The sequence below is a fragment of the Sinanaerobacter chloroacetimidivorans genome, from assembly GCF_018128545.1.
Classification (GTDB): Bacteria; Bacillota; Clostridia; order Peptostreptococcales; family Anaerovoracaceae; genus Sinanaerobacter; species Sinanaerobacter chloroacetimidivorans.
Window position 1 is genome coordinate 19,107 of sequence record NZ_JAGSND010000025.1, and the last position, 20,721, is coordinate 39,827.

The following is a 20,721-nucleotide window of genomic DNA, read 5'->3' on the forward strand; positions in this document are numbered from 1 at the left end:
TTGTATTTCGAATTTTAGTATGAATCAGTGTGCGACGATTGATTGTACGATGAGAAATCTAATTCAGATAAGGTTATAATTAATTTATTGATTACACTCTATGGTATTCCGTGACGCAGTCGATGCAGACCTTCTTTCCGTTTTCCAAACGGATATACGGCTCCGCCGTTTTTTCTCCGCAGATTTCACATTCAATGGATTCAAAAATTCTCGCCTCTTCAGGCAGTCCGTAATCCGGTTGTTTTTCAAGAAATACGTCCTCGAAGGGGGCATCCAGAATAAATTTTTGTTTTTCCTCACGATCCATTTTCGGCAAATTTTTAAGAACCAGTCTTACTTTCCTGCCATTTTTCCGGTTGAAAAAAGAGTAGGCTTGCTTTCCCCTCATTCTGAAAATAAGATTGCCCTTTCCCGCACTGCAGCCTAAAATAACTTGAATACCGTCAACACCGCAGGCATCGTTCTCCGTGACACATACGATTTCTTCATCCTCGGAGAACTTCAATCCCAAAATTCTTTGTGCTTCCGCCGCAGCCCTTACGCCGATGGCAAGCCCCGGACAGGTATGTCCATGAAATGCGGCACTCTGATCAAATAATGCATGAATATCCATATAGGCTCCTTTCTTATATATAATTTCAGTCAGTTTTATTCACTCGGCTTTTGTTTATACTTCTTTATTTCATACGTTCAGTTCCTGTTTATTCCTATTCCGCATCAGGCTTTACACATTTTTGAAACAGCTCATGCAAACCTTTATTTCTGTCCCGTAAGCGAATCGGTTTTAGACAGGTATCTGTCACAGCATGCCTTGTCATGCCGGTAACCAGCAACTCTCCGGTTTCTTTCCTGTAAATTTCGTAATCTATGGTGATTGTTGCTGATTTTGCCTCTGATATCCACGCTTTCACTTCCAGAAGATCATCATATTTAGCCGGTATCTTATATTTGCAGCTGCATTCAACAAGAGGCAGCATAACTCCTTCTTCCTCGAACTGAGCATATGGATATCCCAGACTTCGCAGAAGCTCGGTCCTTCCGATCTCAAACCATTTAATGTAGTTGGTATGATATACAACGCCCATTGCATCCGTATCCGCGTAGATTACTCTGACAACTGTTTTGTGCTCTATCATCCTAGCCTCCTTTTGTTATTTTAATTTGACTGACTTCACAAATAAACTACATTATACCACTATTTGAAAGATAAAAAAAGTGGAAATGACGGAATCCACGTTTCCTAAATAGAACTCCTCCGCAAGCAAAGCTTGCGGAGGAGTTCCGTAGGAGCGTTGCCTCAAGGGCGACAACGATTAAGGTCCCCGATGGTTCCCTGAATCCTAATTGGAAATAACGGCACGGATCTTTTCTGCCTGATGCGTCTGCAGATTAAAATCACGGAATGTAGTTTCATAGGGCAGCATGCTTGCCTCGTCGTAATATCTTCCGTTTATGGCCGAACGAAGACTTGCCTTGAATTCTACGTCATCTGTTTCCTGATAAAGTTCGTAAAGGTATGGCACAGCCGCATCCGAAAGTTCCGACAATGCCGCAACATCCAGTGTTTCCAGTGTACCTTCCCGATAACGGTCAATATTATATTTTGCGATCATACCGTCTACATTTCCGTAACAGAGTACGAAAAATAATATCACAAAGCTTATGATAACAATTTTTGTCCCATTGAATTTCTTGAACTGTCTGGCTGCAATAACCCCGAAAACTGCCAGCAGCAGGATCATGAACCAAGAGGTATAGACACGTAATTGGGTGAGTCCGTAGCTTTCGATATACATCGCCATTTTACTCATAGCGGTGGCGATGAGCAGAATGGTGAAAAAACAAATGGCAAGAGTCTCTGCTTTTAAAAGTTTTTGCTTTTCTTCCTTTTCACGTTTGATAATAGCATGAGCGACGGCGATTACAGCCAGATTGATGCCGGCAACGGTACAAAGCTCAAAAAATCCTCTTCTGGCGTATTCTGCATAGGTCATTGCAGCGGGTATACTGCTTGTAAAGGCTGAAAAGAGATAAGCTGCCTGCGTGAGAAAAAATACCAGATAGATTAGATTCAGTGCAGTCAAGGCAGAATATACCGGAGTATCCGGCGCAAAGCGGAAAGCCATGACATTCTTTTCCGCAGATTCCAGAGTCAAATGATCCGTATATCTTTTGTATCGGTTGCCGTAGATCATCCCGTAAAGGTAGCAGGCCACCGGGATGCCCAGAATCATTTGCAGGAGATATTCCAGCAGATCGGCGGAAAAGGAAAACCGAAGATTCTCAATAAAACTTTCAAAGGCCGCATCCGCATCGATGAGAAGGTTCACCACCAGAATAAGCACGGGAAGAAAAATCAGAATACCGGCAGCACCGCTGACAATTCCCTTACCCCGCTTGTTTTCTCCGACTCTGCTCTTGAATGCCGCAAAGCAGCAGGAGAAGTTGGAGAAAGGGATCAGAATGCTTTGGTTTATCATATCGTACAGAAAAGAAAAGGCAAGCCGTTTTTCCATTCTGTTTCCTGTGGTAAGACAAATCCAGTATATAAAACCGGCCATCAAAAATAAGAAGTTTAAATTCTTTATGATGATGCTGTCTGAAAGCAGAAAATAGGTAGAAGATAAAAGGATAACCGCCAGGCAAACCAAACTTGCCCTCCCCTGCTTCAGTCCGCTGATGTGAAGATATCCCCCCGATGCGATGCAGATAATAACGGCAAATAAAGTAACTCCAGCCCCCAAACTGCCTGGGGGGATAAGATTCCAAAAGAGGAATCCGATAACCAGCATCACCAGAGCGAACCCGGTATCCTTTCCTGTAATCACTTTGGGCAGAGCCGGCTTCGGCTTCCAGGTGCCGTCCAGACTCGGCCCGATATTTTTATCCGGTGCAATTCCGTTCATTCCCCCTGTTAACTCTCTTTCCATGTTCCCTAATCCTCCTTATATTCCAATATGTCCCCCGGCTGGCAATCCAGCACCTTGCAAATTTCCTCCAGCGTTGAAAAGCGAATGGCTTTTGCCTTATTATTCTTCAAAATAGATAGGTTTGCAGGGGTAATCCCAATTTTATCCGACAGTTCTCCTGCGGATATTTTCCGTTTTGCCATCATGACATCAAGATTTACGACAATGGCCATCTCTCACCCCTCCCGTCTAAATGGTATAATCATTTTCATTTTTAATGATCATAGCCTGTTCGATAACATTCTTTACCACTCTGAGAATAAGGCCGAAAAACGCCGCTCCCAGCGCAATGATCAAAAATAAAATATAGGTAAAACCTGAAAGCAGCATGATCAAAGAAGCAGCAAAGCAGCACCAGGAAAGGTTTCGAAGATACCCAACATTTTTCTCGATAAAAATTTCCCCTTTTTTGATATTGGTAAGCAGCTTGTTAAGTGAAAACAACGCGACCAGAGCCGGAGCACTGCAGGTATAAACAATAAACAGCAGCTGCTGGATGAGATCCGGATTTCTTCCTGCATATACCAAATATTTTCCGATCACATAAGGTGCGGTAAGATCAAAGCAGATCACGAGTATGATGACCAGCTTGGTGAAAATGCAGGAAAGCGTGACCGATTTGCTTGGATTCCACATGTCAATTCCTTCCTTTCTGTCCCCGATTTCACTATTATTATAGTATTGCCATTATTGATTGTCAACAACAATTTATCGTTTTTCGATAAATTGTTACCGTTTATCAATCAAAAAAATAAGGCTGCCAAATCAGGCAACCTCATTTTTTTATTTGGATAAACTAATTTTCATATTTTAAGTTTTTGATAAACTACTTTTCATACCCCAGATAATACATGGCATTTGCCATGAGTCCGTAGGTGGCAGGGGTATAATTTCTAAAGGTAGGTTCAATACCAAAGAGTACGGCATCAAAGCCCTTGCTGTTATCATGAATGATGGCCGCGGCACCGGCTGCTTTTTCAGGTTCCATCCAGAAGCCGGCCAAATACATTTCTCCCTTTCCGAAGGTTGCCGCCGTGGTCACCTTGCTGTCCATTTTATCAAACCAGACAGGGGCATAGGCAAATACGGTTTCCTGAGTGCCAAACTGGAAGCTGACAGGATCCGTGTTATTGCCGTCCATGAGGCAGATACCGTTTTCTGCAGTCTGACCATCCTCTTCAGAACCGGTAAAGGTATACGCAACATTCAACTTCTTTGCAGCTTCGTTCAATGCTGCACCGGCGTATCCGACTCCAATGAAATCATGAGTTTTCGCGAATTCGATCACTTCATTCTGCCCTACCTCATCCAGAGACCAGGTAATTCCGGTAGCTTCGTAGCTGTCCTTCCAGAAAGCTTCGGTTCCGCTGATGACCATGGACTCAAAGCCGTTTTTCTCCAGGTCATATCCGTTATTGATCAGAAAATAAGGGATTGCAGTCACATTAAAGCCAAGCTCTTTCATGGCAGTTGCCACACCGCCGTCATTTCCGATCACAGCGATTTTTTGCAGTGTTACCGGCAGAAGTTTCCCTTTAATGCTTCCCATATTTTGAATGGTCACAGCATTTTCCGAAGCCAGCTTTGCCAGCTTTTCTTCCAGGCCTTTTTTATTGGGAATGACAAAGGTTCCGGGGGCATAAGCTCCCACTGTCTCTCCGGTACGATAAACAGCATAGCCATCCTTTACAAGAGCATTGGCTGCTTTATAGGCTTGATTGTTTTCCACAGGCATAACATAATTGGTTTCCGTACCCTTTGTGAAGGTTCCCTTCAGCACGGGAGCAGCCGAAACTGCTGTCAAATCAGCGTCAAAGCCCTTTTCAACAGCCACGGCATCAAAACCGCAGAGCTGCGGGAAGGAATAGGCAGAAATGTCGTACATGGCCGATGCCAGCTCGCTTACATCCTCGCCCTTCCAGAGCATGGTGTTGACAAGCCCTCTCAAGCCCTGCTTCATGGGAACCACATAGGTTCCTGCCGGATAGGTCACACCATCCGCTGTGAATTCCTTCTCAGCCATTTTTACCACTACCTTGTTGTCCAGAAGGTGCCGGATCATATTGGCAGCTTCAAGCGTATCCTTTTGCTGCGTTTGAGTCATAGGGATCACATAGGCTTCGGGAAAATCTATATCCGTCTCCACCACTGTTCCTTTTACTCCTCTTTCATAGATGGTAAACTGATTTTTCAGTAATTCAGTTTTATTCTTGGATGCGTATTTTAAAGAAGCATAGCTCGCCGTATAAGCAGTATCGATCCCCTGCTGGTTGGGGAATTTTACCTCCAGGGTGTGTCCGATGGACCCCAGATACATGAAATACTGCGGTGTAAAGATTGGAGGATAATCATCCCAGCCATCCTCCCAGACTTTAATAGGAATATCTACATCCCTCTTGGTAAGGGCGGTAATCTCTGCTGAAATGGCTTCTGCATGAGGCAGAGCATATTTGAGAGCAAGGTCATACTCATAATTGGGGTTATGAGGAATGGTACAGGGCTCAAGAAGAACATTACCGCTGCCCATAAAGCCGTGGAGATCCAGCATCACTGTGGGAAACCATTTGGTCGCTATATTTTTGACGACCCCCTGAACCTCGGGCTGACTTTGGGTAATGTAATCTCTGTTCAAATCAGTGCCCACAGCATTCTCTCGGTGTCCGGATGCCCTGCCGTCAGGATTTTGGCAGACATTGATGAGAACCACACAGTTTTTGAGAATCTGTTTTGTCTCAGCACTGGTGTCTGTCAGAAGCTTATTGATCAGCTTTAACACTGCATCGGTACCTGTGGTTTCGTTACCGTGAATGCTGGCATTGAAAAAGATGGGGATCTTGCTGTCGCCCTTGGCGTTGAGCTCTTTTAATGCTTTTTCAGGATCATTGACGGCATCCTGCATGAACTTCTGATACTGATCCAGTTTTTTCATGCCTTCTGCATCGGAAATCGTGACTAGATAAAGGTTTCTTCCCTCTACCGACTGGCCGATAACCTCGTAGTCCATCAAATTCGGATTCTTTGCTTCCAAGCTCTTGAGCTGCCCCTCTATTTCTGAGTAAAGCACCGCATTTCTTGGCAGCGGATATTCAGATGGCGAGGTTGCTGCAAAGGCCGTAAATGTACTGCAGATTAACAGCGCAGCGATGAACAGGGCAAGAAAAACCTGTCTCCTTTGTCTTTTCATACTCACATTTTCCTCCTTTAAAATACTTTGGATCTGTCCGAAACTACCAGGTAAAAAAAACCGGACTACCCCTAACACCATATTAAAACGCGGTTTTAATTATGTCAGGAATTTTCCGGCTAATTTCCTTTTATAGATTTTTCTTCTATTTTATGTTCTCATTTTGCATCAAACGTATTTTTTCAGCAATTTCCTCGATCTTCTTCAACCGATGATTGATCCCGGACTTTCCGATGGGAGGGTCCAGCATTTCCGCCAGCTCGATCAAAGAAGCCTCGGGATTTTCCATCCGGAGTCTGGCTGTCTCATAGAGTTTATCCGGCAGGGACGCAATCCCTCTGGTCTCCTCGATCAGCATGATGCTTTCCAGCTGTTTTGCGGAAGCATTAATGGTTTTATCCAGGTTTGCACTGTCACAGTTGTTGATGCGATTAGTTTTATTCCGCATTTCTTTCAGGATCCTGATATTTTCGAAGTCCAAAAGCTGACCGTGGGCACCGAGAATATTCAGAAAATCGATGATCTGCTCCGCTTCCTTGAGATATACCACAAAGCTTTTCTTTCTGGTAACCACCTTGGATTTCAGCCCAAAACTGTTAATCAGCTTCCTTACATCGCTGCTGAGTACTTCGCTGTTGCACACGATTTCAAGGTGGTAGCCTTTTTCCGGATCACTGATGGTTCCGGCCCCAAGGAATACCCCTCTGAGATAGGCTCTTTTGCAGCATTTAGTCTTGATAATGTCGGAAAAGATCCCGTCACTGATATAGTTGCAGCCTTCCCGAACAAGTAAAATTCCCGTCTCCCTCAAAATCTGCTCGGCGTTCATTTCCGATTCGATGATCAGTTCGTAGAAATGACCTTTTTTTAGGATGGAGGCTTTAGCAATGATCAGCTTTGCATTGATACCGAAATAATCTTTGATGAGCCGCTTGAAATGTCTGGCCGCTGCCGGATTTTCCGTCAGCAGCTTTACATTGATTTTTCCTCCGCCTGAAAGCTTTATGGTTCCGCACATGCGGATAAAGCCGGCGATTTCCGCCAGCTTGCAGCATTTGCGTTCCGATTCTGTTCGAGACAGTTCATTTTTTGTATTCGCTGAAAATGACATGATGCCCTCTTTATGTTACTTATAACGATGCTTCTTTTGTTTTTTATAGCATATGTTACAGTTTCAAATATTTTATGAATATGCTTTCACGTTATTTGCTGATGCTCAGGATCCTTCTGGCTTCGGCAGGCGACGCAATTTCTCTGCCAAGGAGCTTCGCAATCTTGACAACCTTTTCTACAAGCTCGCCGTTGCTCTTAGCAAGAACGCCCTTTTCCAGATACAGATTATCTTCAAAACCGACTCTGACATGGCCGCCCATGATGATAGCAGCAGCTGCCATTTCAAACTCGCTCTTTCCAATACCGGCAACAGTCCAGGTGCTCCCGGCCGGAATGCTTCCCACCATGAAAACCAGATCCCTGACAGTGGCAGTCATTTGTACGCCGAGAACAAAATCAAAATGCAGAGGCTCTGCCAGAAGACCTTTTTTGTGAGCCTTCATAGCGATATCGATCATGCCTTTGTCAAAAACCTCAAGTTCCGGCTTGATGCCTCTTTCCTTCATGATTTTTGCAAAGTTGAATATGGTGTTGTCCGTATTGATAAAGATATCGTCTCCGCCGAAGTTCAAGGTACCACAGTCCAGAGTGGCAAATTCGGGAGTCGGCTGGATCTCAGTGGATTGAAGCCTCTCCAGATCTGTCATACCCACAGCTCCCCCGGTTGAAGGCTGAATGATCGCATCAGGACATTCCTTGAGAATGGCATCGACGCATACCTGAAATCGATCCTTGCTCTGGGTAGGGGTCCCATCATCTTCTCTTACGTGAAGGTGAATCACCGCTGCTCCTGCATCGTAGGCGGACTTTGCTTCCCTTACAATTTCCTCAACGGTATAAGGTACTGCGGGATTATGTTCCTTTGTTACCTCTGCGCCGCAAATAGCGGCAGAAATGATAAGTTTTTCCATTTTTGTGCTCTCCTTTAGATTAAATATTTAGATTAAATAAAACAAACAAACGATTAATCCGTCCAGTCACAGGAAAGACTGGAGACGATGCTGGCAATACGCTGAGCGTCATGCCGTATGTATCCTTTTTTTACCTCGGTAAAATTATTTTCTATTAAAACGATATTCTCACTTTGGAGAATGGCTCGATCCATTTCATTGGGAATGATCTGCTCCGCACCATCCTTCCGGTAAGGTTCCAGAATATCCGCAGAAATCGCTTGATTATTGGCAATGACGTATTCTATGTTTCCCTTCCCCGCATATTCTTCCGCACGCTTCACATGTTCGATTACGGAATAATGATCCGTTTCCCCTGGCTGGGTCATCATATTGCAGATCAATACCTTTCTCCCTCTGGCCTCGGTTACGGCCTGGGAAATTCCATCTACTAAAAAATTAGGAATGATGCTGGTAAATAAGCTTCCCGGCCCCATCACAATCAGATCCGCTTCATGGATGGCTTCAATGGCCTTCTGATTGGCTTTCGGCTTCTCCGGATCCAGAAAAACCTTTCTGATGGCACTTCCAAGCCGCTGAACCTCCGGCTGAATCTGGGATTCTCCGCAAATGATATGGCCGTTTTCCAGCTCGGCACATAAACGAATGTTACTGCCGGTTACCGGCAGCACCCTTCCTCTTACTCGTAAAATTTCATGGGTTTTGGCCACAGCCTCATCAAAATTCCCGCAGATGCCGTTTAAAGCTGCAATGAGAAGGTTGCCAAAGCTCTGTCCTTCCAGCATTCCTTCTGTAAACCGATATTTCAGCAGTTCCATCATCAGCCCTTCTTCATCAGCCATAGCTAAAATACAGCTTCTGATATCTCCGGGAGGCAGCATGCCCAAATCTTCTCTTAAAATACCGGAACCGCCTCCGTCATCGGCAACGGTTACCACGGCTGTCAGATTGTCCGTGATTCTCTTGAAACCACGAAGAATGACCGACAAACCGGTACCTCCGCCGATTACCACGATTCTCGGCCCAATACCCTGACCGTTTCTCATGTTATGTTTTCCCTTCTATCTGAATTCATGAAAGATTTCGATGCACCGTAACAACACGTTTTCCCTCAGCCAGAAATCTCTCGGAAAATTCGTTGGCCATGGCCACCGAGCGATGCTGACCTCCGGTACACCCAAAGGCCACCACCAGATGAGACTTTCCTTCTCTGATGTAAAACGGGATCAGCGTATTGATTAGCTCGTGCACTCGTGTGACAAATTCCTTGGTTTCAGGAAACTTCATCACGTAATTTCTTACCTTCTCACTGTTTCCTGTGAGCTTTCTCATGCTGGCAAGGTAGTACGGATTCGGGATAAAGCGCATATCAAATACGATATCCGCATCCAGAGGAATTCCATGCTTATATCCGAAAGACTGGATGCTGATGGTAAAACTGGGGCTGCCTTCCTCCGAAAGCAGAAGTTTTTTGATTTCCTCCGAAAGTTTGGCGGATTTCATATTGGATGTATCTATAATATAATCGGAGATTTTTCTGATCTCCATAAGTCTTTCCCGTTCTTCCGTGATTCCCTGCAAGGTATTTCCAGCGCAGGCAAGGGGATGGGTTCTTCTCGTTTCATTGAATCTTCTGATCAGAACCTCATCGGATGCTTCCAGAAACATGATTTTAAATCTCATACCCGCATGCTTCAAATCACTCAGGCTGGATTTCAAATCATCAAAGAACTCGCCTCCGCGGATATCTATCACGAAAGCAGCCTTCTCTATTTTCATTTTGTCCTGCATACTAAGATCCATGAAATTTTTGATCAGCGCAGGAGGCATATTATCGATGCAGTAATAGCCCATATCTTCCAGGCAGTTTATGGCCTGGCTTTTTCCTGCTCCCGATAATCCTGTTACGATAATTACTTCCATTGTTTTGTCCTCTTAAGAGTTTTCTCTCTATTTCACTATACGTATGTGTTTGCTGAACCATGCAGGTCTATTCCGCAGTCTTTAAATTTACCACTCGTTCAAAATCGAGCCCTGCTGCTTTGATTCTCGCTACCGCACCCTGACAATCCCCGATGCGGTCCGGAGTATGTGCATCACTGCTGATCACAAAAAGAGCATCTGTTTTCGCCGCTGCTTTGATTCCCTCTACTGACAGGTAATCATGCCAGGTACTGATCTCCATCAGGGTTCCCTTGTCCGCACAGGCTAAGGCGATCTCATAAATATCAAAAGGCCCTTTGTCTCCGGGATGGGTCAGTATTTTGATCTTATTTTCATAGATGGCCTTAACCGCCAGTTCCGTGTTGATTTTTTTCAGTTTTTTCCCGCTTCTTCCCAAGATACCGGAAAGATAATTCTGAGAATGAATTCTCATCGCACTCAGCGGTTTCTCTCCAAAGACACCGTAATGGTAACCTGCCAGGAGATAATCAAAATCCGGCAATTCCTCCGTATCCACGTCCAGCCGGCCGCTGGGATTAATAATATTTGCCTCTACTCCCAGCAAAATCTCAATCTCAGGATAGACAACTTTCAGTTCCTCTATTTCCTTTCTCATGACGGCAATGTTTTTTCTCTTGACACCGTAGGTCACATGGCCAGGGCCATGGTCGGAAATTCCGACGGCTGAAAGTCCTTTTGCAATGGCTGCCCTCACATTATCCTCGATGGAGCCCTTTCCGTGGGAATACGTGGTGTGGGTATGCAGGTCATAGGTTATTTGGTAAGGCATGCTGTTTTGATATCGGGTTGCATCCCTGAAGTCCTGAGTGTTCGTTTTCTTTCCTGTCACTCTGTTCATCTCCTGTGTTTTCAATTTGATTTTTCATATGGTATTTATAGCCAGCTTCAGTGTGAATCAATCAACAGATTCAGAAATATGAATTCTGAAATGGATACTTTCTTCCGTCAGCCTATGATTCTCACTTCCGGTTCCAGCATGACCCCGGAGGAGTCGAATACCGTATGCTTCACAACTTCCATGAGATCAATGATGTCAGCAGCCGTCGCGTCGCCTGTATTGATGATAAAACCTGCATGAAGAGGTGATACCTGGGCTCCTCCCAGGGTCAAGCCTCTCAGCCCTGCATCATGTATCAGCTTTCCGGCAAAATGCCCTTTCGGCCGTTTAAAAAAGCTTCCTGCGCTGGGAAAGGACAAAGGCTGCTTTTCCATACGCCGTGCAGAGAGCTCCTTCATTTTTTCCTTGATCTTTATCTTGTCACCCCGCTCCAGGGATAGTTTTACCTTCACTATGATGTCCCCTGTTTCCTGAAAGATACTATGCCGATAGGATAAGTTCATTTCTTCCTTGTTCAATGTGATGACCCTGCCGTCTTCACGGCTGATGACTTCGGCGGATTCGATGATCTGGGAAAATTCCCCGTCATAGGCTCCTGCGTTCATAAAGGCCGCACCGCCTATGGAGCCCGGAATCCCGGCAGCAAACTCAAAACCCGTCAGGGATGCTTCCAGTGCTTCTTTTGCAACTGCAGAAAGCAAAGCCCCCGCACCGGCTTCCACCTGGGTGCCGTCCACGTGAATCGAGGCAAAACCTGCGCCGATTTTGAGAATGGCTCCGGAATAACCCGAATCTTTAATGAGAAGGTTGGTGCCGTTTCCCATGATAAAATAATCCGCCTGATTTTCGGAAAGGACCTTGATGGCATAAGCCAGCTGTTCCTTGTCCTGAGGTTCAATCAAAAGCGCCGCATTTCCTCCAGCTTTAAAAGAAGTATATTCTTTCATCGGTGCATCCATCATAATTTTATTTTTATCTATTTGTAAAGTAAGCTGTTCAAATATCTGATCTCTGTTCAAAACATTTCCTCCTGATGAGAGTTATGGTAAATTTCTATCTTATTATATTAAATATTTTTCAGAAAGTAAACCAAAGAAATCCTTTATCCAAAGCGGACAAACCTCACTGGACAAGGTATTCCGGCCTTCTTATGAATAAATATGCATAATTATTAAATAATTTGAATAAATATTTACTTTTCCTCTTGAAATCTCATAATATGAGTGGTATACTCTTTTTCATAGTTGAAAAAACAAAAGGCAACAATAAGCGAGAGTAAGGACATGTATTTCACATAGATGCCCAAAAAGGAGGATGTTAAAAATGGGAAAAGAAAAAGTTGTATTAGCTTATTCAGGTGGATTGGATACTTCCATTATTTTAACCTGGTTAAAGGAAAATTATGATTATGAAGTCATTGCGGTTTGCTGCAACGCCGGTCAGGTTGAGGATTTTGATGCGGTAGAAAAAAAGGCTTATGCCACCGGAGCTTCCAAATCCTATGTAATCGACATACAGGATGAATTTATCACAGACTTCATTTGGCCTACACTGAAGGCAGGTGCAGTCTATGAAAATGATTATCTGCTGGGCACTTCCATGGCCAGACCCCTTATGGCAAAGAAGCTCGTTGAGATCGCTGAAGCAGAAGGCGCCTATTATATTGCTCACGGCTGCACCGGAAAAGGCAACGACCAGGTGCGTTTTGAAGCTACCATTAAGGCTCTGAATCCTTCCATTAAAATTATCGCACCCTGGAGAATCTGGGATCTGGAATCCAGAGAAGATCTTATTGCCTATGCGGAGAAACATCAAATTCCCATTGCACAATCCAAGGAAAAAATCTATAGCAGAGATCAAAATATCTGGCATATCAGCCATGAAGGCGGAAATCTGGAAAGTCCATGGAACGAGCATTTAGATGATATTCACGTAATGAGCGTACCACCGGAAAAGGCGCCTGATCAGCCGACCTATGTGGAAATCGATTTTGTCAAAGGTGTGCCGGTGGCCATGAACGGAACCCCTCTCAGTCCGCTGGAACTGCTGACGGAACTGAACAAGATCGGCGGAGAAAACGGAGTAGGAACCATAGATATTATTGAAAACCGTCTGGTCGGGATGAAATCCAGAGGTGTATATGAAACTCCCGGCGGAACGATTTTATACAAAGCTCACAGCGCTTTGGAAAAATTGATTCTGGATCGTGACACCATGGCGTATAAAAATCTGATCGCTCAGAAATATGCCCAACTGGTTTATGACGGAATGTGGTATACTCCTCTCAGAGAGGCTATCGATGCCTTTGTAAACGTAACCCAGGAGATGGTAACGGGAACCGTAAAGGTAAAGCTTTACAAAGGAAGCTGCACACCGGCAGCAACCAAATCCGACAATTCTCTGTACAGCGAAGAGTTTGCCACCTTCAGCAAGGATGAAGTTTACAACCAGAAGGATGCTGAAGGATTTATCAATCTATTCGCATTGCCTCTTAAGATCAGAGCAATACAAAAGCAGAACAAAAAGGGAGGAGAAACGGAAAATGAAGCTTTGGAAAGGAAGGTTCTCAAAGGCGGAGAATTCGTTGGCTGAGGAATTCAATGCCTCAATCGAATTTGACCAGAGACTCTATAAGCAGGATATCACCGGCAGCATTGCCCATGCCAGGATGCTGGGGAAACAAGGAATCATAGATAAGGAGGAGGCTCTTGCAATAGAGTCTTCTTTGCTTGAAATATTAAAGGATATCGAGGATGGGAAAATCGAATTTACCATCGAGCAGGAAGATATTCATATGAACATCGAAAGTATTCTTACGGAAAGGCTGGGGCCCCTGGGGAAAAAGCTCCATACCGCAAGAAGCAGAAATGATCAGGTAGCAGTGGATATTCGTCTTTATCTAAAAGATGAAATCAATCATGTAGTCGAACTGCTGGAGGAACTGAAGCAAACACTGGTCACCCTGGCAAAAGAGCATCAGGATACGGTAATGCCGGGATATACCCACCTTCAGAGAGCACAGCCCGTTACCCTTGCTTTTTATCTCATGGCATACTGGGAAATGTTCCATCGAGATGTAAGACGATTCCGGTTCTGCTATGAGACCACCAATACCCTTCCTTTGGGCTCCGGTGCCCTTGCAGGGACTACTTACAACACCGACCGGGATTTTCTGGCTGATGAGCTTGGCTTTGACAGACTCTGCGATAATGCCATGGATGCTGTCAGCGACAGGGATTTTGCCATAGAATTCATCAGCAGCTGCTCCATCGCCATGATGCATCTGTCCCGTTTTTGCGAAGAGCTGATTATCTGGAGTTCTACGGAATTTCAGTTTATTGAAATGGATGATGGATACAGCACAGGCAGCAGCATCATGCCCCAAAAAAAGAATCCGGATATGGCTGAACTGATCCGGGGAAAAACAGGAAGAGTCTATGGGGATCTCATGACATTGCTCACCCTTATGAAAGGGCTTCCTCTGGCCTACAACAAGGATATGCAAGAGGATAAGCTTCCGGTTTTCGACGCAGGGGACACCCTCAAAAGCTCACTGGCAATCTTCATTCAAATGATTACAACGATGAAAGTCAATGTTCAGATCATGGAGAAGGCTGCAAAATCCGGATTTATGAATGCAACGGATGCTGCCGATTATCTGGTTTCCAAAGGACTCGCCTTCCGTGACTGTCATGAAATCATCGGCAGGATGGTGCTTTACTGTATTGAAAACGGGAAGGCCATTGAAGAGCTTACAATGGAAGAACTCAAAGGTTTTTCCGAGAAATTTGAAAAAGATATCTACGAGAAAATCGACATCAGATCTTGTATCAAAGCCAAAAAATCAAAAGGCTCCACATCCTTTGAGAGCGTGGAGCAAATGCTGGCGGCGAAGTCGTAAGGAGCACCGATCCTCGCAAAAGTCGCAAGGATCCCCTGTTAATTGCACAAGACCTAATTAGCCGCCGTTAATTGCAGGACTTAATGAACTGCCGTTAATTGCATCAGAATTTCCAGCTTATTGTACACACCTCGTTCCAGAGGTTCGTACATGGGCTGGATTTTTTCGTTTCTAAGGTATTGCCTCACAGCCGAATAATATTCAGACTCGCTGAGACTCAACAGTACCGGCGGATATCCGTTTTTTATCAGCTCATAATACATGGCCATTCTGGCTACGGCTTCTGAATGGGTCTCAAAGGGATAAATTTCAATGATTTTATTATGCAGGTAGGCAGCCCGGAGAATGGGATTCCCCTGAAAATCATCGAGATTCATCCATTGAATTAAAATATCCATCTGCTCTTCTATTTCACTGGGGTGAGGCGGATTATAATCCAGCATAAAAAGTACGGGGTTGGTTCTTCGGTATTCCAGCTTTTCCGGTTTTGCAAAGCTCTGATAAAACCGGAAGAGATATTTTTCGTTGAGCTCAATTTCCATGTCTGCCATATCATAAGCAAGCTTTATGGTATCGTGATAATTCCCGATATTCGCATGATCATTCAGTGTTGCTTCTGAAACGAGCTCTCCCTTGAGGATTCTCTGAACACTGATTTTACCAATATTGCTGCCATCCAGACGCAGGGTGGTGTAAATCCAGTCTACCACATTGAGCTCATCAATATAATTTGCGATTTCCCTGGTGTAAGGCTTCCTGTTGTCGAGGATCAGTTTCTTTTTCTTAATTTCCCGGAACAATGATTACACCTTCTTTCTTATGATGGTAACAGCATTATACAGCATTTCTGAATAAACTGCTGAATAAAATCGTCGGTAAGTACAAAAAATGAATATGGCGTTTGCTTTTAGTCAATTGTATCACAAAAAATAAAAATATGGTATAATATAGAAAATCTTGCCCCGACCTCAATTTATTCTGAGATCTTATGCAATAAGGAGATCTCTCTGATACAGGAAACAGTTCATTCCTGTCGTAATCAATGGAGTAATTTTTATGATGAGCTTACCTGAATATTTTTATGATGTCAACCTGTTTACCGTAGCCTTCCGCCTGTTTCTTGCCGTAGTCTTCGGCGGCATCATAGGCCTAGAACGTGGTGCAAACAAGCATGCCGCGGGCTTTCGTACCCATATCCTGGTATGCATAGGGGCCTGCCTTGCCATGCTCACTAACCAATTTATCTTCACTAACATAACAGAAATTTCCGACCCCTCCCGAATGGGCGCACAGGTTATTACCGGAGTTGGTTTTCTTGGCGTAGGCACCATCCTGGTAACCGGCGGTCACAAAATTAAAGGCCTTACCACAGCGGCGGGTCTTTGGACCTCTGCTTGCATCGGCCTTGCATTAGGCATCGGGTTTTACTCCGGTGCTTTTATGACGGTGCTTTTGGTTTATATCGCTTTGGCACTTTTGCCAAAAGTGGAAACCTTTTTCTATCACCGTTCAAGAATTATGGATTTATATATCGAGCTGGACTCCTTATCCGGACTCAATGATTTTCTTTGTTATGTAAAATCATTGAATATCCGCATTCAAGACACCCAGCTGAGCAAAACCAACACCGTGTCAACGGGGGAGATCGGGTTTCACCTTTCCATCAAAATACCTAAAGAGATGGATCATTTAGAGGTGATAGAAAAACTGAAAGCACAGAAAGGAATCTATCTCATAGAGGAAATATAAGAAACTGCTCAACGTTAGCAGATTTTCAGTTTAAAATAGAATATAGTTGGTATAAATGAACTCAATAGAGGAAATCTTATTCATTTTCAAATTTTATTGAAGGAGAGTGAACATTATGCCAATTAGAGATTGTATGTCAAGTTCGCCCTTTTGTCCGGTCAACAAATATGAAGAATTCAATGATCCGGCAATCAGGGAAAAAGGCTGTAACACTTGTGTCGAAGAAGGTTTGAAGAGCAACGAAATTCCGCCATGTTTTTTCTGCAAGGTGGATGAAGATGGCTCTGGCAGCCACACGGATTATTCCATGGAAGCCTTTGCCCGAAAAGTCATAGAAAAAGCCAAGAATCTTATGGAACTTTAAAATAATCAAATACATAAAAGGGGATGTTATCCAAATGATTGACATTGGGTAACATCCCTTTCTATTTCAGTAGTGTATCACTCTATACCGGATATACCATATCCTCTTCATTTAATAAAGTGGAATCGATCTGATATCGCTTGGCATTGCGGTATTTGAAGAATTCGATGGAGGGCTGCGGGAATAAGGCTCTGGTGAGAACATCCTCATCCTGCTCTACATACTGGGCAACCTCTTTTTTAATCTTTTCCAGCTCGGGATCGATCAAATCTGCAGGTCTGCAGGTAATAACCTCTTCATCTCCGATGATTTTCTTTACGATTTCATCCTTGATGGGTACGGTAGTCTTTCCATACATACCTTTTACCAGCTGCTTAACTTCGTTTGGTACCATTTTGTAACGTTCTCCGGTAACAATATTCAGAACAGCCTGGGTACCGACGATCTGGCTTGTCGGGGTTACAAGAGGCGGATAACCAAGATCCTCTCTGACCCTTGGAACCTCTTTCAGTACCTCTTCATATTTGTCCATGGCATTGGACTGCTTCAGCTGGGAAACCAGGTTGGACAGCATGCCGCCCGGAACCTGATAAATCAACGTATTGATATCAACACCCATCAGCTTCGGATCCAGAAGTCCTGATGCAATGTATTTCTCTCTGATTGGTCTGAAATATTCCGCTGCCTTGTTTAATAATTCCATATTCAGGCCTGTATCGTATTCCGTACCCTTGAAGGCTGCAACAAAAGGTTCGGTTGGAGGCTGAGATGTCCCTTCTGCAAATGGAGACAACGCAGTATCAATGATATCCACGCCGGCTTCTGCTGCCTTCATATAGGTAAGACTCCCCAGTCCGCTGGTGGCATGAGTATGAAGCTCCAGTGGAATTTTGATAGAAGCTTTGATTTCCTTTACCAGTTCATAGGTATTGTACGGGCTGAGCAATCCTGCCATGTCCTTAATGCAGAGTGAATCAGCTCCCATGTCTTCAATTTCTTTTGCCAGTTTAATGAAAACTTCATTGGTATGCGCTGGGCTGATGGTATAGGAAATGGTTCCCTGAGCGTGTCCGCCGAATTTTTTCGTTGCTTCGATGGATCTTTGAAGATTTCTTGTGTCATTGAGTGCATCGAATATTCTGATGATATCGATACCATTTCCGATAGCTTTATTGACGAATTCATCCACCACATCATCAGCATAGTGCTTATATCCGAGCAGATTCTGCCCTCTCAGAAGCATTTGCAGTTTTGTATTTTTAACATTCTTTCTAATGGTTCTGAGCCTTTCCCAAGGATCTTCGTTCAGAAATCTCAGGCAGGCATCAAAGGTCGCCCCACCCCACATTTCCAACGCGTGATAGCCAACGCCGTCTAGAACCTCAAGAATTGGAAGCATTTCCTCTGTCTTCATCCTGGTCGCTATCAAGGACTGATGGCCATCTCTCAAAATAGTTTCCGTTATCTTTATTTTGGACATTTTTCCCTCCATATTTTAGTCTTCTGCTGATCTTATTTTTTACATTATTTGTTACATTTATTACATTATATAGACGGATATTACGAAAATCAATACAATTCCTTTTAAGTATACAATATAACTAAATCACTTCAATGGAATCTCCGGGCCTCACAATACCGCCCTGTATCACTCTGGTAAAAATGCCTTCCGTCGGCATCACGCAGGTACCTGTTTGCTGTTTAATAGCACATCCATGATGACATTCCTTGCCTATTTTGGAAACCTCCTGAATGGTTTCACCGATCTTCAGTCTTGTTCCGATAGGCAGTGTCTTCAATTCGATCCCCTGAGTGGTAATGTTTTCTGCAAATACCCCTGCACCAAGAGAAAGTCCCATTTCTCTCATTTTGTCCACACTCTCGTCCGCCAGCAGACTGACCTGTCTGATGTCGTCTGCACCGCAGTGCGCATCTCCTTTAATTCCGCCCTGGATAAACTCAGCCTGATCCACCGGGTGCTTGACGACGCCTTTCCGATCACTGATATTTACTGCTAAAACCTTAGCCATATGCAAAACCTCCTTATTGATTTATTTGCAAATTAACGGTTGTATTTTAAAATACAAGGCCTCTATACCTCGTTAATAAATTCACCTGATTTTCCACCGGATTTTCTTACCAGCCGGATATCCGTTATTCGCATTCCTCTGTCAATAGCCTTACACATATCATAAATGGTAAGCGCCGCTATCGATACCGCATGAAGAGATTCCATCTCAATCCCGGTTTTCCCGATGGTACTTGCAGATGCTTCGATGTGAACTGCCCCTTTCTCCTCATCTATGATAAAGTCCATATCCACTCCGGTAATGAAAATGTTATGGCACATAGGAATGGCGCCGGCCGTATTCTTAGCCGCCATGATTCCGGCAGTTTGGGCCACGGACAGGACCTCCCCTTTGGAGATGGTTCCCTCTTTGATTCGTTCCAGGGTTTCCGGCTTCATATAGATGCTCCCCCTGGCAACGGCTATCCGTTTCGTATCCTCTTTATCGCCGACGTTCACCATTCTCGGTCTTCCCTTTTCATCCAAATGTGTAAACTCCTTCATGTCAGCCTCCAATTTTATTCATATCCCTCTGGATAGGGTCCGCTCCTTCATTGAGATGGTGACGGTCCTCTTTTCCGAGTATGGCCTCTTTAATTGCCTCCTTCAGCATTTCATCGTCATCTGTTTTCAGTGCTTTGTGTAAATCAAATTCCTGATTGGTGTGCAGACATGGTTTCAGCTTTCCGTCGGCAGTAAGTCTGATTTTGTTGCAGTCATTGCAGAAATGACAGCTCATAGGACTGATAAAGCCGATTTTTCCCAGCGCTTCTGGGTACCGATAATACTCTGCCACACCGTTTTGTTCCTGTGGAATCAAACAAGGAAGTTTTTTCTTGATTTCCTGACTGGAAAGAAATTGTTCATGGTTTTCCGCCGCAGCATGGCCTATCGGCATAAGCTCGATAAAGCGAATATCCAGCGGATGATTGCAGGTTAATTGTACAAAATCGAGAATCTCATCATCATTAAAGCCTGAAATAGCCACCACATTCAGCTTCACCGGTGTAAGTCCTTCTTCAAGAGCGGCCTGGATTCCGGCAAAAACATCATCCAAGTTTCCCCCTCTTGTGATTTCTTCATATTTTTCATACTGTAAGGTATCCAGGCTGATGTTCACACGATTGAGACCTGCTTTTTTCAGATCATGTGCAAACTCACCAAGTAAAATACCATTGGTAGTCATGGTAAGCTCTTTTACACCCTCTATGGTTGCCAGTCGGTCTACCAGATCAACAATTCCTCTCCTGGCAAGGGGTTCCCCTCCGGTAAGTCGGAATTTTGTTATCCCCAGCTCGACTGAAGCTTTTACGATTCGTGTGATTTCTTCAAAGGTCAGGATCTTATCATGTCCCAAATTTTCGACACCCTCCTCCGGCATGCAGTATTTGCACCGAAGATTGCATCGGTCTGTAACGGATATTCTCATGTAGCTGATTTCTCTGCCAAAACTGTCCTTCATCGCTTCCCCCGTACTAGCTCGTTCAATTGTTGTAGATTCAATTGCGAACTGTCATCATTCGTGAATATTTTGAGACAGAATCTGCAATCGATCTGATCTCAATTTTTCCCTGTATCATTTAAATTTGACCGCATGAAATACGTCGGTCAATTTTGATAACATTTTACCACATCGGGAGATTTTATTCCATAAAAATA

General features: G+C 44.1%; 21 protein-coding genes. 4 read left to right on the top strand and 17 right to left on the bottom strand.

What is annotated here, in order from left to right; genetic code table 11:
• Positions 1–91: 91 nt before the first annotated feature.
• The 12 genes from KCX82_RS21100 to murB all read right to left on the bottom strand — a co-directional run bounded on the left by KCX82_RS21100 (position 92) and on the right by murB (position 11,999).
• Entirely contained in the window at positions 92–613 is a 522-nt protein-coding gene (locus KCX82_RS21100; RefSeq protein ID WP_227020448.1) for an FmdE family protein, read from the bottom strand.
• Between the two features lie 94 nt (positions 614–707).
• Positions 708–1,136 (bottom strand): acyl-CoA thioesterase, encoded by a 429-nt coding sequence (locus tag KCX82_RS21105; RefSeq protein ID WP_227020449.1) that lies wholly within the window; start codon positions 1,134–1,136, stop codon positions 708–710.
• A 204-nt stretch (positions 1,137–1,340) separates the two neighbouring features.
• Positions 1,341–2,930 (bottom strand): DUF4153 domain-containing protein, encoded by a 1,590-nt coding sequence (locus tag KCX82_RS21110; RefSeq protein ID WP_227020450.1) that lies wholly within the window; start codon positions 2,928–2,930, stop codon positions 1,341–1,343.
• 5 nt (positions 2,931–2,935) lie between these two features.
• The gene (locus KCX82_RS21115) at positions 2,936–3,142 is read right to left on the bottom strand and encodes a helix-turn-helix domain-containing protein (RefSeq protein WP_227020451.1); all 207 of its coding nucleotides are present in this window, start codon (positions 3,140–3,142) and stop codon (positions 2,936–2,938) included.
• A gap of 16 nt (positions 3,143–3,158) precedes the next feature.
• Positions 3,159–3,605 (bottom strand): DUF2975 domain-containing protein, encoded by a 447-nt coding sequence (locus tag KCX82_RS21120; protein WP_227020452.1) that lies wholly within the window; start codon positions 3,603–3,605, stop codon positions 3,159–3,161.
• 190 nt (positions 3,606–3,795) lie between these two features.
• Positions 3,796–6,153, bottom strand: a complete 2,358-nt coding sequence (locus KCX82_RS21125; protein ID WP_227020453.1) for a M14 family zinc carboxypeptidase — start codon at positions 6,151–6,153, stop codon at positions 3,796–3,798.
• Between the two features lie 145 nt (positions 6,154–6,298).
• A complete protein-coding gene (gene whiA, locus KCX82_RS21130) occupies positions 6,299–7,264 on the bottom strand; it encodes a DNA-binding protein WhiA (protein WP_227020454.1) in 966 nt (321 codons plus the stop codon).
• 91 nt (positions 7,265–7,355) lie between these two features.
• Positions 7,356–8,177: a 3-keto-5-aminohexanoate cleavage enzyme gene (gene kce / locus KCX82_RS21135; protein ID WP_227020455.1), complete on the bottom strand. Its 822-nt coding sequence runs from the start codon at positions 8,175–8,177 to the stop codon at positions 7,356–7,358.
• A 53-nt stretch (positions 8,178–8,230) separates the two neighbouring features.
• The gene (locus tag KCX82_RS21140; RefSeq protein WP_227020456.1) at positions 8,231–9,223 is read right to left on the bottom strand and encodes a gluconeogenesis factor YvcK family protein; all 993 of its coding nucleotides are present in this window, start codon (positions 9,221–9,223) and stop codon (positions 8,231–8,233) included.
• 25 nt (positions 9,224–9,248) lie between these two features.
• Positions 9,249–10,100, bottom strand: a complete 852-nt coding sequence (gene rapZ, locus KCX82_RS21145; RefSeq protein ID WP_227020457.1) for an RNase adapter RapZ — start codon at positions 10,098–10,100, stop codon at positions 9,249–9,251.
• Positions 10,101–10,167: 67 nt separating this feature from the next.
• Positions 10,168–10,971, bottom strand: coding sequence for a PHP domain-containing protein (locus KCX82_RS21150; protein WP_227020458.1), 804 nt, complete (start codon positions 10,969–10,971; stop codon positions 10,168–10,170).
• A gap of 116 nt (positions 10,972–11,087) precedes the next feature.
• The gene (gene murB / locus KCX82_RS21155) at positions 11,088–11,999 is read right to left on the bottom strand and encodes a UDP-N-acetylmuramate dehydrogenase (RefSeq protein ID WP_227020459.1); all 912 of its coding nucleotides are present in this window, start codon (positions 11,997–11,999) and stop codon (positions 11,088–11,090) included.
• Between the two features lie 304 nt (positions 12,000–12,303).
• Between murB and KCX82_RS21160 the strand changes: the two genes are divergently transcribed.
• Positions 12,304–13,572 carry an argininosuccinate synthase gene (locus KCX82_RS21160; RefSeq protein ID WP_405127718.1) on the top strand — a complete coding sequence of 423 codons (1,269 nt, stop codon included), beginning with the start codon at positions 12,304–12,306 and terminating at the stop codon, positions 13,570–13,572.
• Positions 13,523–14,881 (top strand): argininosuccinate lyase, encoded by a 1,359-nt coding sequence (gene argH, locus KCX82_RS21165; protein ID WP_227020461.1) that lies wholly within the window; start codon positions 13,523–13,525, stop codon positions 14,879–14,881. The genes KCX82_RS21160 and argH overlap by 50 nt, the downstream gene beginning before the upstream one ends.
• An 80-nt stretch (positions 14,882–14,961) precedes the next feature.
• Here the strand turns inward: argH and KCX82_RS21170 are convergent, their stop codons facing one another.
• The gene (locus KCX82_RS21170; protein ID WP_227020462.1) at positions 14,962–15,681 is read right to left on the bottom strand and encodes a Fic family protein; all 720 of its coding nucleotides are present in this window, start codon (positions 15,679–15,681) and stop codon (positions 14,962–14,964) included.
• A 256-nt stretch (positions 15,682–15,937) separates the two neighbouring features.
• On the opposite strand from KCX82_RS21170, the gene KCX82_RS21175 reads away from it, so the two are divergent.
• Both KCX82_RS21175 and KCX82_RS21180 read left to right on the top strand, forming a co-directional pair.
• Entirely contained in the window at positions 15,938–16,630 is a 693-nt protein-coding gene (locus tag KCX82_RS21175; protein ID WP_227020463.1) for an MgtC/SapB family protein, read from the top strand.
• Between the two features lie 115 nt (positions 16,631–16,745).
• Positions 16,746–16,994 carry a DUF6485 family protein gene (locus KCX82_RS21180; RefSeq protein WP_227020464.1) on the top strand — a complete coding sequence of 83 codons (249 nt, stop codon included), beginning with the start codon at positions 16,746–16,748 and terminating at the stop codon, positions 16,992–16,994.
• Positions 16,995–17,076: 82 nt separating this feature from the next.
• On the opposite strand, the gene KCX82_RS21185 is transcribed toward KCX82_RS21180, so the two are convergent.
• The 4 genes from KCX82_RS21185 to moaA all read right to left on the bottom strand — a co-directional run bounded on the left by KCX82_RS21185 (position 17,077) and on the right by moaA (position 20,524).
• Positions 17,077–18,474, bottom strand: a complete 1,398-nt coding sequence (locus tag KCX82_RS21185) for an oxaloacetate decarboxylase subunit alpha (RefSeq protein ID WP_227020465.1) — start codon at positions 18,472–18,474, stop codon at positions 17,077–17,079.
• A 121-nt stretch (positions 18,475–18,595) separates the two neighbouring features.
• Entirely contained in the window at positions 18,596–19,024 is a 429-nt protein-coding gene (locus tag KCX82_RS21190; RefSeq protein ID WP_227020466.1) for an MOSC domain-containing protein, read from the bottom strand.
• A gap of 62 nt (positions 19,025–19,086) precedes the next feature.
• On the bottom strand, positions 19,087–19,566 hold the full coding sequence (gene moaC / locus KCX82_RS21195) for a cyclic pyranopterin monophosphate synthase MoaC (protein WP_227020467.1): 480 nt from the start codon (positions 19,564–19,566) through the stop codon (positions 19,087–19,089).
• A 1-nt stretch (position 19,567) separates the two neighbouring features.
• Positions 19,568–20,524: a GTP 3',8-cyclase MoaA gene (moaA, locus tag KCX82_RS21200; RefSeq protein ID WP_227020468.1), complete on the bottom strand. Its 957-nt coding sequence runs from the start codon at positions 20,522–20,524 to the stop codon at positions 19,568–19,570.
• Positions 20,525–20,721: the final 197 nt, after the last annotated feature.